This window comes from Streptacidiphilus carbonis (assembly GCF_000787775.1).
GTDB lineage: Bacteria > Actinomycetota > Actinomycetes > Streptomycetales > Streptomycetaceae > Streptacidiphilus > Streptacidiphilus carbonis.
Genome location: NZ_BBPM01000036.1, coordinates 57795 through 71070, shown reverse-complemented (window position 1 = coordinate 71070; position 13276 = coordinate 57795). Strand labels below are relative to the sequence as shown.

Below are 13276 nucleotides of genomic sequence, written 5' to 3'. Positions count from 1 at the left end.
GGCCCGGGGCGGAGTCGGCGGGAGGAGGTGTTGCGAGGAGCTGGACGGCTCAGGGCGCGGCCGGGCGGCCTGCGGCGGAGAAAGCGCGACCGCGCGGCGGCTTACTGCCGGAGCCGGGAACCGGGTGCTGCTGCTCTGCTGCTCAGACGGCCGTACAGAGAGCGCTGGCGATGCGCTGAAGATCGATATGGCGACGCGAGTACGTGCCCACTGCGTAACGCACTGCTCTCACCTCCGGTTCAGCATGCGCGCTTACAGGACTGCGCCGTCCTGTCGGGTCGTCACCTGGAGCACCCCGCCGCGTCGGAGGGTTGCTGGTCAGCCAGCCAGGGCTTGATCGCTGACGCTCGTAACCTGCTCATACGCTAACTCCGGATGGGCGCCGAACACAATCCCGATCTCGCCGCAGGCTCTGCCGGAATCTCTATCGGACAGATAGGCATTGTCTAAAAGCCCCGGACGGGTTAGCGTGATCCCTGGTTATGAGCGTCAGCGTCAAGCCCTGGCTTGCTGACCGGCAACCCTCCTGCGCGGCGGGGTGCTCCAGGTGACGACCCGACGGGACGGCGCAGTCCTCCTGTAAGCGCGAGATCGAAAGCTGAGGTGAGAGCAGTGCGTCGAGTCATCGGTGGTACGTACTCGCGTCGCCACGTCGATCTGTTGCGGGTGAGCAGCGCCCTGTGTCCGGGAACCCACGCGGTCCGCTGACCGCGTCCTCCCTGCTCCCTGTTCCCGGCAGCTGTCGCCTGCCACCCCCTTCACGCCGTCCCGCCGTGCTCCCCCACGGCGCGATGCCGCGTCCGTACGGACGGAACCCACACCGCCATGAGCAGTCCTGTCGCTGCCGGCCATCCACCCGCAGCCCCTTCTTCTCCCTCCGCTCCGCCGTTCCCGCCCGCTCTTCATGAGCGTCCGGAGGACGAGCAGCTGCTCGCCGCGAAGCTCGTCCCGCTGCGCCGCCCCGGCCAGTGGGCCTCCGCGCTCGTGCTGGTCGTCCTGTTGGCGATGCTGGTCCACACCCTGCTGACCAACCGGCGCTTCCAGTGGGACGTGGTCGGCAGCTACTTCCTCAACGGCTCCATCGTGGACGGCCTGAAGCTGACCCTCTGGCTCACCGCGGCGGTGATGGCGAGCGGCTATCTGCTCGCCGTCGGGGTCGCCGCGATGCGGCTGTCGGGCAATCCCGTGCTGCGCTCACTGAGCTTCGGCTTCGTCTGGCTGGTCCGCTCGGTGCCGCCGCTGGTACAGCTGCTCTTCTGGTACGAACTCGCGTCGCTGTACCCGCAGTTGTCGCTGGGCATCCCCTTCGGGCACGAGTTCGTGACGGTGCGGACCGCGCACCTGTTCAGCGGGATCCTGGCCGCCTTCGTCGGGCTCACCCTGGACGTCGCGGCCTTCGCCTCCGAGATCGTGCGGGGCGGCATCCTGTCCGTGGAGCACGGACAGACCGAGGCGGCGGAGGCGCTGGGGCTCGGCAAGGTGCGGATCTTCCGAAGGATCGTGCTGCCGCAGGCCATGCCGGCCATCGTCCCGGCCTCGGGAAACCTGCTCATCGGGATGCTGAAGGCGACCTCCATCGTCAGCGTCATCGCGGTGCAGGACCTGCTCTACTCCTCCCAACTGATCTACAACCAGAACTATCTGATCATCCCTCTGCTGCTGGTGGCGACCCTCTGGTACATCATTCTCACCACGCTGCTCTCGATCGGTCAGTTCTTCGTCGAGCGCCACTACGCCCGCGGCAGCAATCGCGGTGGCGGGTCCGCCCGCACCGGCTTCTGGCAGCTCTTCCGCGGCAACGTCCCGCTGGGTCTGTCATGAGCGAGCAGATCCACGACGAATCGACCCGTCCGCTGGTGCGGATCCGAGGACTGCGCAAGAGCTTCGGCGCCAACCTGGTGCTCGACGGCGTCGACCTGGATGTGCACGAGGGCGAGGTGACCGTGCTGCTGGGACCGTCGGGCTCCGGCAAGTCCACCCTGCTCCGCAGCATCAACCATCTGGAGAAGCCCGACGCCGGCTTCGTCGAGGTGGGCGGCGAGATCATCGGCTTCCGCCACCAGGGCGGCAGCCTGCACGAGTTGGGGCATCGGGCGATCACCCGGCAGCGCGCCCGGGTCGGCATGGTGTTCCAGCAGTTCAACCTGTTCCCGCACCTCACCGTCCTGGAGAACCTCACCGAGGCCCCGGTCGCAGTCCGGGGTCTCAGCAGGAAGTCGGCCGCGCTCCAGGCCAAGGCACTGCTGGAGCGGGTCGGACTGGGCGGCCGCGAGGACGCCTACCCCAGGCAGCTGTCCGGCGGCCAGCAGCAGCGGGTTGCGATCGCCCGGGCGCTGGCCGTGGAACCGCAACTGCTGCTCTTCGACGAGCCCACCAGCGCACTCGACCCCGAACTCGTCGGCGAGGTACTGGCGGTGATGAAAGACCTCGCCCTCAGCGGGATGACGATGATCGTGGTCACCCATGAGATCGGCTTCGCCCGCGAGGTCGCCGACTCCGTGGTCTTCCTGGACGGCGGCCGCGTCATCGAGTCCGGCCCGCCGGCCGACGTCCTGGCCAACCCGGGCCATGAGCGGGCCCGATCGTTCCTCTCGGCTGTCCTGTAGCAGCACATATCGGGCTTCCCCGTCCCTCCCACGGCACCTCCTTGCCATCTCCGGCCAGCCCCGAAAGGTTCGTTGTGACGATTCTTCATCATCTCCCACGCCATGCGACCACCGCCCTCACGGCCTCTGCTGCTCTCGCCCTCCTCGCCGGCTGCGGATCGAACACCGGGACGGCGGTGACGGCGGCTGCCGGCGGCGCATCGTCGGGTGCTGCTGCGAGCGGCGCCTCAACGGCGATACCCACCCAGGACGTCGTCTCCTCCGTGCAGACCGACCCCGCGCTGAAGGCGGAGCTTCCTGCGGCGGTCCGGAGCAGCGGCACCATCACCCTCGGCACCGTCAAGGCAGTCGGCACCTCCGGCCTCCCGCACGGCGGTCAGACCCCGGACGGCAAGGACATCGGCCTGGACGTCGATCTGCGCAACGCGGTCGCCAAGGTGCTCGGCGTCAGCTGGGACGTGCAGTACGGGACCTTTCCCACCGTCATCCCCGGTGTGCAGAACGGGAAGTACGACGTCGGCCAGGCCAACTTCGGTGCCACCAGGGCCCGGGAGAAGGTCGTCGACTTCACCACCTACCTCAACGACGGCCAGTCCTTCCTGGGCGCGGCCGGGCTGAAGATCGACAGCGCCGCCGGCATCACCGATCTGTGCGGCTACAACGTCGCGACCAGCCCGGGGACGACCTTCCAACAGCTCCTCACCGACGGCGCGTCCAAGTGCGCCGCGGCAGGCCGGAGCCCCTACAAGGTGCAGTACTTCGCCGACACCGCGCCGATCTTCCTGGGCCTGGCCAACGGGAAGATCGACATCGAGTTCGGACCCACCCTGGCGCTGAAGTACGACGCTGCGCACATCCCCGGCACCAAGTACCTCGGCCAAGTCGGCAGCACGCCTGTCGGCTTCGTCACGGCCAAGGGATCGCCGCTGGCCAAGGTGCTCAGCGACGCCGTCAACAAGCTCATCGCCACCGGCGACTACGCGAAGATCTTCGCCAAGTGGGGGGTGCCGGGCACCGGCGTCCTCAGCTCGGTCGTCAACCCGCCCACCACTTTCTGAGCCCGGGGAGTCCTCCGATGTCCGAACGATCGCTTCCCGCTCCGACCCTCCCGGTCGCCGACAGACCGCCGGTCGGAGTCGGGGCCGGGGCCACCGCGCCCGCGCCGCTGTCCCGGCAGCGGGTCATCCCGCTGCGGCACCCCGGGCGCTGGATCGCCACCGCCGTCGTCCTGGTCCTGGTCGCCCAACTCGCCCATGGACTGGTGACCAACCCGTTCTACCAGTGGGACCGCTTCCAGTACTGGTTCGCCCGGCCCGCGATCCTGCAGGGTCTGGTGGTCACCCTGGAGGTCACCGCGTTGAGCGCGGTGCTGGGTCTGGCCGGCGGCATCCTGCTGGCTCTGGCGAGGCAGTCGAAGAACCCGATCCTGCGGGCGGTGAGCTGGACCTACATCTGGCTGTTCCGCTCGGTACCGCTGATCGTGGTGCTGCTGATCCTCTACAACTTCAGCGCCCTCTACAAGACGCTGAGCCTGGGCGTGCCCTTCGGCCCCGGCTTCGTCCACTTCAACGAGTCGGCACTGGCCACCGACCTGGTGGTGGCGACCGTCGGCCTCAGCCTCAACGAGGCCGCCTATGCGGCGGAAGTGGTCCGGGCGGGGATCCTCTCGGTGGACCAGGGGCAGCACGAGGCCGCGGCGGCGCTCGGGCTGCCGAAGGGCTACCAGTTCCGACGCATCGTCCTGCCGCAGGCGCTGCGAGCGATCGTGCCGGCCTACGTCAACCAGCTGATCGGGCTGATCAAGGGCACCTCGCTGGTGTTCTACGTCTCGCTGCTGGACCTGTTCGGCGAGGTCCAGAACATGGGCAGCACCTATCCCACGGACGTGGTTCCGCTGCTGCTGGTGGCCACCGGCTGGTACGTGGTCCTGACCAGCGTCGTGTCCGTCGTGCAGTTCTACGTGGAGCGCCACTATGCACGCGGCGCACTCCGCACCCTTCCGTCGACGCCCCTGCAGAAGCTCCGCGCCGGCGTCCGCGGACTGCGCGAGCGGGCCGACCGCACCCACCTCGGAACGGTGAAGGCATGAGCAGCACAACGACATCGCCTACGCGGGCCGCAGCCGTCGAGGTTCGCGGCGCGCACAAGTGGTACGGGGCCAACCGGGTGCTCGACGGCGTGGACCTGACCGTCCAGCCGGGGCAGGTCGCGGTGATCCTCGGCCCGTCCGGCTCGGGCAAGTCCACTCTGCTGCGGGCGATCAACCACCTCGAACAGCTGGACGTCGGACACGTCAGCGTCAACGGCGAGCTGATCGGGGTCCGTCGGCACGGCGAGCGGCTCAAGGAGCTGGGCGAGCGGGCGATCCTGGCCCAGCGGGCCGGAATCGGCTTCGTGTTCCAGGGCTTCAACCTCTTCCCGCACCTGACCGCGCTGGAGAACATCGCCGCGGCCCCGGTGGCGACCGGGCGGGCGACCAGGGAGGAGGCGCGTGCGACCGCACTCGACCTGCTCGCCCGAGTGGGCCTGGCCGACAAGGCGGACGCCTACCCGCGCCAGCTCTCCGGCGGGCAGCAGCAGCGGGTCGCCATCGCCCGGGCCCTGGCCCAGCGGCCGGGCCTGATCCTGTTCGACGAGCCGACCTCGGCGCTCGACCCCGAGCTGGTGGGCGAGGTCCTGGCCGTCATCAGGGACCTGGCCGGCAGCGGCACCACCCTGATCGTGGTCACCCATGAGATCGGCTTCGCCCGCGAGGTCGCCGACCTGGTCGTCTTCCTCGACGGCGGTCACATCGTCGAACAGGGCACCCCGGCCGAGGTGCTGGACAACCCGCAGCACCCGCGTACCCGGGAGTTCCTCAGCAAGGTGCTCTGACCCGGGCCACCCCTCATCCCTTCCGTCCCGCAAACACCCAGTTCCCAGGAGAACCACCATGTCCAGCACCGTGTTCAGACGTGCCCGCCTCGTCCCCGCCAGTGCCGCTCTGATCGCCCTCGCGGGCGGGCTCACCGCCTGCGCGAGCAGCACCACCGCCAAGACGGAGACCGCGGTCGCCGCCGCTGCCCCGGCCGGGAGCACCATCGTCTCCGTCGGCGCGCTCGCTAACGGCGCGGCGACCGAGGCGAAGCTCACCGTCGCCCAGTCGGACACGATCCGCGCCGAGCTGCCCGCCTCCGTGCGCAGCAGCGGTGAGCTCACCATCGGTCTCGGCCTGCTGCCCGCGGGGTCGGCGCCGCTCGGGTTCACCGGCTCCGACCAGAAGACGCTGACCGGCTCCGAACCGGACCTGGGACGGCTGGTGGCAGCGGTCCTCGGCCTCAAGCCGGTGCTCAACAACGCCACTTGGGACAACCTGTTCGTCGGCATCGACAGCGGCAGGAACGATGTGGGCTTCTCCAACATCACCGATACCGAGCAGCGCAAGACCAAGTACGACTTCGCCAGCTACCGGCAGGACAATGTCGGCTTCGAGGTCCTGAAGAGCAGCAGTTGGACCTTCGACGGCACCGCCGAGAGCCTGGCCGGCAAGACCGTCGCCGTGGGCGCCGGCACCAACCAGGAGAAGATCCTGGAGAAGTGGCAGTCGCAGCTCAAGGCTGAGGGCAAGACCCTGACCATCAAGTACTTCCCCGACAACAACAGCACCTATCTGGCCCTCGACTCGGGCAAGATCGACACCTACTTCGAACCCAACCCGGAGCTCGCCTACCACGTCACCCAGACGGCCAGGACCAACACCCCGACCCGCAGTGCCGGGAAGTTCTCCGGCGCCGGCGCCTCCCTCCAGGGGCTGATCGCCGCCACCACGAAGAAGGGCGACGGCCTGGCCAAGCCCCTCGCCGACGCCGTCAACTACCTCATCAAGAACGGCGACTACGCCAAGTGGCTGGCCGCCTGGAACCTCTCCGACGAGGCCGTCCCCACCTCCCAGGTCAACCCGCCGGGCCTCCCGGTCACCAACTCCTGACGCCATGGCGTTCGCCCGTCCGGTCCCGGTGGTCATCCGCGTGGCTACCGGGACCGGGTGAGCGCCCAGACGCAGGCGAACAGACAGGCCGTCGCGAATCCTGCGGCGCAGAGCCCGAACACGACCGGGCCGACCACTCCCCGGCGCACGTCCGCGAGCACCGCGTGCTGCGGACGCTCCACCGGATAGCGGACCGGCACCCGGTCACCGACGCCCCGGGGAAGTCCCGACTCGTCATTGACCAGGAACCTCCCTCCGTCCAGGGTTCGAAAGGCCACCACCGAACGCCGCACGCCCGCCCGGCCCTGATCCCCGGGGACGAGATAGACGTGCAGCACCTGACCGTCCGTCAACAGCCCGCGCCCCAGGGTCCGATGCGTGCGTACCTTCTGCATGACCGCCCGCACGGCGATCACCAGGACCGTCACCCCGGTAACCCCGCAGAGCAGCGCGATCGATCCGAGCGCCACGGTGACGGGCCCCCCTTCCGATGCGGCGACGACTGTGCTGCGGCCGATCATGGTGCGGGAGTCCCGCTAGCGGGGGAGCCAGGCGTCGGGGGAGGCGGCCATTTTGCGGACGTGGGGTGGGAGGCGGCCGCTGAGGACCTGGGCGAGGGTGGTCTCGTCCAGGACGCGGCGCAGGCTGGCGCGGGCGGCGACCCAGACCTCGGGGAGGTGCTCGGCGGCGCCGGCGTAGGCGGTCTCGTGCGGTCGCAGGCCGCGGACCTCGGCGAGCGGGCCGTCGACGGCGCGGATCACCGCGCCGAGGGTGATCGTGGTGGCCGGCTTCGCCAGGGTGTAGCCGCCCTCGGCGCCGCGGTGGCTGCGCACCAGGCCGGCGTGGCGCAGCTCGACCAGGATGGTCTCGACGAACTTGCGCGGCAGTCCCTGATGGTCGATCAGGACAGTGGCCTTGACCAGCTCCGGACCGTGGGCGGCCAGCTCCAGCATCGCCCGTACCGCGTAGTCCGCCTTGGCCGAAATCTGCACGGTCGATGTTAACAGCCGGGCGGTCCGCCCTCGGGTCCTGCCGCTCCGCCGGTCGCCCGCTACCCGGCTACGCGCCTGCGGATCTGCTCCAGGTCCTTCGCCGGCAGCGCGTCCGCGACCAGCAGCCGGGGGAGCAGTTCGGGTTCGAGGGTCATCGCGCGGAAGGAGAGGGCGATCGACACGTCGTGATCGGGCCGTTGCTGGATCTCGACCCGGTCACCGGCGCGGATCTCTCCGGGCTCGATCACGCGCAGGTACGCGCCGGGCACTGCGGCTTGGGTGAACCGCTTGATCCAGCCCTCGCGCTCCAGCCACCCCTGGAACGTCTGACAGGGGATCCGGGGGCAGGACACCTCCAGCACCAGCCGCGGTCCGATCCGCCAGCGCTCGCCGATCAGGGCGCCGTTGACGTCCACGCCGAGGGTGGTGAGGTTCTCGCCGAAGGCGCCGCCGGGCAGGTCCCGGTCCAACTCGGCCTCCCAGCTGTCGAGATCCTCCCGGGCATAGGCGTACACGGCCTGGTCGTCACCGCCGTGGTGCTTCACGTCGTACACCCGGTCGCCGGCCAGCCCGACCGCCCCGGTGCCCTTGGGGCCAGGGGCGGTGACCGCGACCGGGCCGTCCACGGGCCGCTTGTCGATCCCGGTGTCGTCGAGGCCCTTCCACGGATTGGGGCGGGGGCGGCCGACATTGACGGATAGCAGTTCCATGCGCGCGAGAGTACGGGCTGCGATAAGCCGCGTCGACACCATTTAGCTGCGCCTAGACTGCTCCGATGCTCTCTGATGCCGACGTCGCTGCCCTCTACGACCTGATGAACCCCTGGGATCCCGACCGTTTCCCCAGTGACGCCTTCTACGACCGGCTGGTCCTGGCTGCGGACTCGGTCCTGGACGTGGGCTGCGGGACGGGCTCCATGCTGCGGACGGCGCGCGAGTCCGGGCACCGCGGGCGGCTGGTCGGGATCGACCCCGACCGCGCGGCACTGGACCGGGCCCGGCGGTGCGCCGACGTCGAATGGGTACTGGGGACCGCCGCCGATGCCGCAGCCTGGGACGGTGAGTTCGAGCTGGCCACGATGGTCAGCCATGCGTTCCAGTGCCTGGTCGGCGACGAGGAGCTGCGGGCCTCGCTGACCGCGGTCCGGACCGCTCTGCGCGACGGCGGCCGGTTCGCGTTCGAGACCCGCCATCCGCAGGCCCGGGCCTGGGAGGACTGGAGCTCCGCCGACACCGGCGACGCCTCCGAGGTGGTGGACCCGAGCGGGCGGGTGCTGCGCTCCGCGCACCATGTCGAGTCGGTCGTCGGCGACGTGGTGACCTTCACGGAGACCACCAGCGACCTGGACGGCGCCGTCCTGCGGGTGGACCGCACCAGCCTGCGGTTCCTGGACGTCCCGGACCTCGCGGACTTCCTCCACGGGTCGGGTTTCGCGATCGAGTCCCAGTACGGCGACTGGCACGGCGGCCCGGTGACCGCGGCCAGCCGTGAGATCGTCACGATCGCGCGCCGGGTCTGAGGCCGCCGGCTCTGGCATGATCTCCCCCGTGGCCGGCCGGTTCACCGGCCGGTCGACCGGCCGGTCGCTCGGATCGAGGGGAGCTCCAGTGCAGCACTTCACCCGTCCTGAGGGGATGCCTCCGGTGAACGGCTACAGCCACGCGGTGGTCGCGTCCGGGACGCTGGTCGCCGTCTCCGGGCAGGTGCCGGTGGACGCGGACGGGAAGTCGGTGGGCGCGGACGACGCCGCGGCCCAGGTCCGGCAGGTGTTCCGCAACCTGCGGGCCGCGCTCGTGGCGGCCGGCGCCGGACTGGAGCATGCGGTCAAGCTGACGGTCTTCCTCACCGACCTGGCCGACCTCCCTGCCTTCCGCCAGGCCCGTGACGAGTTCCTCGACCCGCAGCGGCTGCCCGCCTGCTCGCTGGTCCAGGTCTCCGGCCTGGTCCACCCGGCGTTCAAGGTCGAGATCGACGCTCTCGCCGTCGTCCCCGCGGCGGACTGACCGCCCGGCCGCTCAGGCGCCGGCGTCCGCGGCCAGACCGTCGGCGACGGCGGCCACCGCGTCGTCGACCAGGCGGCGGCGGTCGTCCTCGGCGAGGCCGCGGATCGGGTCGTCGGGACAGGACAGGGGCAGGGCCAGTCCAGGACCCCGCCGTTCACACCCCGGTCGCGTAGCGCCAGAAGTCCCGCATGATCTCCGGCGGGATCGGGCTGCCCATCGACAGTTGGGTGAACAGCAGGGCGACCGTGCCGGTGGCGGGGGTGAGGTGCGCGGTCGTGCCGGTGCCGCCGACCCAGCCGTAGCGGCCGGGCACGATCCAGGGGTTGACCGGGTCGACGTCCACCGAGCCGCCGTAGCCCCAGCCCTGTCCCTCCAGGAACAGGTCCCCGGCCTTACGTTGACCCTGTGTCAGCTGATCGGTCGTCATCCGCCGTACCGCCGCTGCTGACAGCAGCCGCCGGTCTCCCACCGTCCCCTCGGCCAGCAGCATCCGGGCGAAGGCGAGCCAGTCGTCGACCGTGCCGACGAGGCCGCCGGCCGCGGACGGGAAGGCCGGCGGCCTGCTCCACTGGCCTTCGGGGGCGTCGGCGAGGACCGGAGTGCCGGCGGCGTCCGGCTGGTAGTAGCTGGTGAACCGGCCGAGCTTGGCAGGCGGCACCTCGAAGGCGGTGTCCGCCATGCCGAGCGGCTCGAACAGCCGCTCGGCCAGGAACTCGGGCAGGGACCGGCCGGTGACCCGGGCGATCAGCACGCCCTGCAGGTCCGAGCAGGTGTTGTAGAGCCAGGCCTGGCCCGGCTGGTGCAGCAGCGGGACCGCCGCCAGCTTCGCCATCCACTCGTCCGGGGCCGGTGCGGGCTGCGGAAACGGCGGTGCCGGTGGCACCTGGTTGAACAGCAGGGTGACCGCCGGCTGGCTGAAGTCGGAGGAGAAGCCGTACCCGGCGCGGGAGCTGAGCAGGTCCTCCACGGTGATCGGGCGGTTCGCCGGGACCACGTCGTCGACCGGGCTGTCCGGGGTGCGGACGACGGAGGGGGACGCCAGTTCGGGCAGCCAGGGTGCGATCGGGTCGTCCAGGCCGATCCGGCCCTCGTCGACCAGCACCATCACCGCTGCCGCGACGATCGGCTTGGTGATGGAGGCGATGCGGAAGATCGTGTCCCTGGCCATCGGGGCGCTGCCCTCGGCGTCGACCGAGCCGACCGCCGCCACTTCGATCCGGTCGCCACGGGCCACCAGGCCCACCGCACCGGGCGCCCGGCCCTCGCCGACATGGTCCTGCAGTACGCCGTTCAGATCGGTCATCGCTCAGCCTCGCCACTCTCGTCGGATGTGTCGGTCGGAGTGGGGACTGCCTCCGGCGCCGCGACTCATCGGTGTCCGCGGCCTGAATCGGCGGCGCCCACCGGCTCAGTGGCAGAGGTCCACCTGGCGGGACGCCAGCACCGCCGCAGCGGCAGACAGCAGCCGGCTGCGCGGCAGCTGTCCGCTCGCCACCGCGCCGACCACGGCCGTGGCGATGGCCGAGGTCTGCGCCTGGGTCTTCGAGCTGAGGTCGAACATCACCATGTCCGCCCCGGCCCGCAGCGCCTGCACGGCGGCCTGCGGAATGCTGTATCCGGCCGCCGAGACGGCGCCGGCGCTGAGCGAGTCGGTGAGGACCAGCCCGTGGAAGCCGAGCTGCCCCCGCAGGACGGTGGTGATCGCGGTGGGCGAGAGCCCTGCCGGGAGGGTGGTGAGGCCGGGGACGGTGTCGTTGGCCGCCATCACCGCGGGTGCGCCGGCGGCGATCGCGGCGTTGAACGGGGTCAGCCCGGTCCTGGACTCGGCGGCCCAGGGCACGGTCTTCGCCGGGCCGAAGTCGGAGTTGACCGAGGTTCCGCCGAGCCCCGGGAAGTGCTTCAGCACCGGGATGACGCCCGCGGAGCGCAGCCCGTCCATGAAGGCGACGGTGTCCCGGGCCGCGACGGCAGGATCCCCGCTGAAGGAGCGCAGCCCGTCCGGGTTGCCGTGGCCGGGGACGGTGGTCGCGCCGTCGACGTCGGCCACCGGGGCGAGGTCCATGTTGACCTGCGCCGCCGCCATCTTCGCGCCGACCTGCGCCGCCGCCTGCCGGATCTGGTCGGTGGTCCAGTGCGCCCCCATCCACCCCGGCCAGGGCAGCGAGCCGACCAGGTTGTCCATCCGCTGGATCCCCCCGCCCTCCTCGTCGGTCATCACCAGCAGCCCGGTCCGGCCGGGGACGTGCGACTTCAAGGCGGTGAGGTCGGCGCCCAGGCCGGACGGGGCGGAGGAGCCGAACAGCAGCACGCCGCCGGCGCCTGCGGCGACCTCGGGGGCGACGCTGCCGACGTCGTTCTCGTCCGCGGGCACGGCGATGGTCTGCATCGCCAGCCGCCGGTCGGACCAGCCCGCGAGCTGGGACGCGGTGCTGCAGGAGGCGGCGGACCGGGCGGACGGCGAGGCCGACGGCGCCGCTGCCGGGGCCCCCGCCGTCCCGGACGGCTTGGCGGGCGTCGACGACGGGGACGGGGCGGAGGCGGACGGGCTGCCCGTGCCGGCGGAGCCGGCGGCAGCAGGGGCGGAGGACCTGGAGTCCGCGCTGACGTGCTGGGCCGGGCTGCTCCCTGTTCCGCAGCCGGTCAGCACCAGCGCCGCGCAGGCGGTGAGCGCCCCGCCGCTCACCGCGGCCCGGCCCGCGACGGTGCGCAGACGCCGGGAACGTGGGGAGCGAGGGGACAAACCGGTGGATGTGGAGCTTTGGGACATACCTTCACGGTAATGGTCGAGACCGCCGAGAGGGCCCGACACGGCGGAAGGCCGCCACGTGCCTCCGGTCACGTTCCGCCGAGCAGGTCCGCCAGGACCCGGGCGTAGCGGCCCGCGGCGGCCGGTGCGGTCGGCAGGAACAGCTCTGGTTCGATCAGCTCCAGCTCCATCACCGCCGGGCCGTCCGGCAGCCGGACCAGGTCCACCCGCGCGTAGGCGGTCGCGGCCGGGGCGGCGGCCAGGGCGGTCCCGGCCACCGCCAGCTCGTCGGCGTCCGGCCGGTACGGCTGCACCGACCCGCCGTGGTGCAGATGGATCCGGTACTCCCCGGCCGCGGGGACCTTGCGCACGGCGTGGCTGAACACACCGTCGAAGAAGACCAGCGAGGTCTCCCCGCGGGCGAGCACGGACTCCGCGAACGGCTGCACCAGGGCGTCGCCGCGTCCGGTGAGCTCGGCCAGGTGGGCCGCGGAGGCGTCGTCGTCGGCCAGGGCGCGCAGCGCGCCGCGCGCCCCCGCCGACACGGCGGGCTTGAGCACCACCTCGCCGCCCCCGAACCCGCCGAGCGCGCCGGACCGCTCCGCGTCGGACGCGCCCTGCGGCACCAGCCGGGTCGGCACCACCGGGACGCCGGCCGCCGCCAGTTCGACCAGGTAGCCCTTGTGGCTGTTCCAGAGCAGCACCTCGACCGGATTGCGCAGCGCGGTCAGCTTCGCCGTCCGCTCGGCCCAGGCGGTGAACTCCTCGCGCCGGGCCCAGTAGCCCCAGGTGGTCCGCACCACGGCGAGGCCGAACCCGGCCCAGTCCAGCGGCTCGTCCCAGGGGTGGATCTCCGCGGTGACGCCGAGCCCGGCCAGTTCGTCGACCAGCAGGCCGTTCTCCGGCACCTCGCGGGGCATGGTCCGACCTGTCAGCAGTGCTATATCAACCATGCGGCCATC

Annotated in this window: 16 protein-coding genes and 2 riboswitches; of the genes, 9 read left to right on the top strand and 7 right to left on the bottom strand. The window is 71.3% G+C overall.

What is annotated here, in order from left to right; genetic code table 11:
* Positions 1-142 precede the first annotated feature (142 nt).
* Positions 143-211 (bottom strand): putative leader peptide, encoded by a 69-nt coding sequence (locus tag TR46_RS45385; protein WP_369406011.1) that lies wholly within the window; start codon positions 209-211, stop codon positions 143-145.
* Positions 212-243: 32 nt separating this feature from the next.
* A riboswitch (SAM riboswitch) is annotated at positions 244-355 on the bottom strand.
* Between the two features lie 123 nt (positions 356-478).
* Positions 479-592: riboswitch (SAM riboswitch) on the top strand.
* Between the two features lie 11 nt (positions 593-603).
* Between TR46_RS45385 and TR46_RS45380 the strand changes: the two genes are divergently transcribed.
* The 7 genes from TR46_RS45380 to TR46_RS25200 all read left to right on the top strand — a co-directional run bounded on the left by TR46_RS45380 (position 604) and on the right by TR46_RS25200 (position 6573).
* Positions 604-708: a putative leader peptide gene (locus tag TR46_RS45380; RefSeq protein WP_369406010.1), complete on the top strand. Its 105-nt coding sequence runs from the start codon at positions 604-606 to the stop codon at positions 706-708.
* A gap of 117 nt (positions 709-825) precedes the next feature.
* Positions 826-1821 carry an amino acid ABC transporter permease gene (locus TR46_RS25225; protein WP_052433082.1) on the top strand — a complete coding sequence of 332 codons (996 nt, stop codon included), beginning with the start codon at positions 826-828 and terminating at the stop codon, positions 1819-1821.
* A gap of 32 nt (positions 1822-1853) precedes the next feature.
* The gene (locus TR46_RS25220; RefSeq protein ID WP_174505152.1) at positions 1854-2606 is read left to right on the top strand and encodes an amino acid ABC transporter ATP-binding protein; all 753 of its coding nucleotides are present in this window, start codon (positions 1854-1856) and stop codon (positions 2604-2606) included.
* Between the two features lie 74 nt (positions 2607-2680).
* Complete coding sequence (locus TR46_RS25215) at positions 2681-3664, top strand: transporter substrate-binding domain-containing protein (RefSeq protein WP_201776442.1); 984 nt, start codon at positions 2681-2683, stop codon at positions 3662-3664.
* A gap of 17 nt (positions 3665-3681) precedes the next feature.
* Positions 3682-4695, top strand: coding sequence for an amino acid ABC transporter permease (locus TR46_RS25210; protein ID WP_042405251.1), 1014 nt, complete (start codon positions 3682-3684; stop codon positions 4693-4695).
* Complete coding sequence (locus TR46_RS25205; RefSeq protein WP_042405249.1) at positions 4692-5480, top strand: amino acid ABC transporter ATP-binding protein; 789 nt, start codon at positions 4692-4694, stop codon at positions 5478-5480. Before TR46_RS25210 ends, TR46_RS25205 begins: the two co-directional genes overlap by 4 nt.
* Positions 5481-5538: 58 nt before the next feature.
* Entirely contained in the window at positions 5539-6573 is a 1035-nt protein-coding gene (locus TR46_RS25200) for an ABC transporter substrate-binding protein (RefSeq protein WP_042405247.1), read from the top strand.
* Between the two features lie 44 nt (positions 6574-6617).
* Here TR46_RS25200 and TR46_RS25195 read toward each other — a convergent pair whose 3' ends face one another.
* The 3 genes from TR46_RS25195 to TR46_RS25185 all read right to left on the bottom strand — a co-directional run bounded on the left by TR46_RS25195 (position 6618) and on the right by TR46_RS25185 (position 8275).
* Complete coding sequence (locus tag TR46_RS25195; RefSeq protein ID WP_161790192.1) at positions 6618-7043, bottom strand: DUF3592 domain-containing protein; 426 nt, start codon at positions 7041-7043, stop codon at positions 6618-6620.
* Between the two features lie 66 nt (positions 7044-7109).
* Positions 7110-7565 (bottom strand): RrF2 family transcriptional regulator, encoded by a 456-nt coding sequence (locus tag TR46_RS25190; RefSeq protein WP_042405244.1) that lies wholly within the window; start codon positions 7563-7565, stop codon positions 7110-7112.
* A 59-nt stretch (positions 7566-7624) separates the two neighbouring features.
* The gene (locus TR46_RS25185) at positions 7625-8275 is read right to left on the bottom strand and encodes an MOSC domain-containing protein (RefSeq protein WP_042405242.1); all 651 of its coding nucleotides are present in this window, start codon (positions 8273-8275) and stop codon (positions 7625-7627) included.
* Between the two features lie 65 nt (positions 8276-8340).
* Between TR46_RS25185 and TR46_RS25180 the strand changes: the two genes are divergently transcribed.
* Both TR46_RS25180 and TR46_RS25175 read left to right on the top strand, forming a co-directional pair.
* Positions 8341-9084 (top strand): class I SAM-dependent methyltransferase, encoded by a 744-nt coding sequence (locus tag TR46_RS25180; protein WP_042405240.1) that lies wholly within the window; start codon positions 8341-8343, stop codon positions 9082-9084.
* Between the two features lie 115 nt (positions 9085-9199).
* The gene (locus TR46_RS25175; RefSeq protein WP_042405290.1) at positions 9200-9568 is read left to right on the top strand and encodes a RidA family protein; all 369 of its coding nucleotides are present in this window, start codon (positions 9200-9202) and stop codon (positions 9566-9568) included.
* A 154-nt stretch (positions 9569-9722) separates the two neighbouring features.
* Here TR46_RS25175 and TR46_RS25170 read toward each other — a convergent pair whose 3' ends face one another.
* From TR46_RS25170 to TR46_RS25155, 3 genes are all read right to left on the bottom strand, one after another.
* The gene (locus TR46_RS25170; protein ID WP_042405238.1) at positions 9723-10871 is read right to left on the bottom strand and encodes a serine hydrolase domain-containing protein; all 1149 of its coding nucleotides are present in this window, start codon (positions 10869-10871) and stop codon (positions 9723-9725) included.
* 105 nt (positions 10872-10976) lie between these two features.
* Positions 10977-12308, bottom strand: coding sequence for a glycoside hydrolase family 3 N-terminal domain-containing protein (locus TR46_RS25165; protein ID WP_161790191.1), 1332 nt, complete (start codon positions 12306-12308; stop codon positions 10977-10979).
* A 95-nt stretch (positions 12309-12403) separates the two neighbouring features.
* A complete protein-coding gene (locus TR46_RS25155) occupies positions 12404-13267 on the bottom strand; it encodes an ATP-grasp domain-containing protein (protein ID WP_042405234.1) in 864 nt (287 codons plus the stop codon).
* Between the last annotated feature and the right edge of the window lie 9 nt (positions 13268-13276).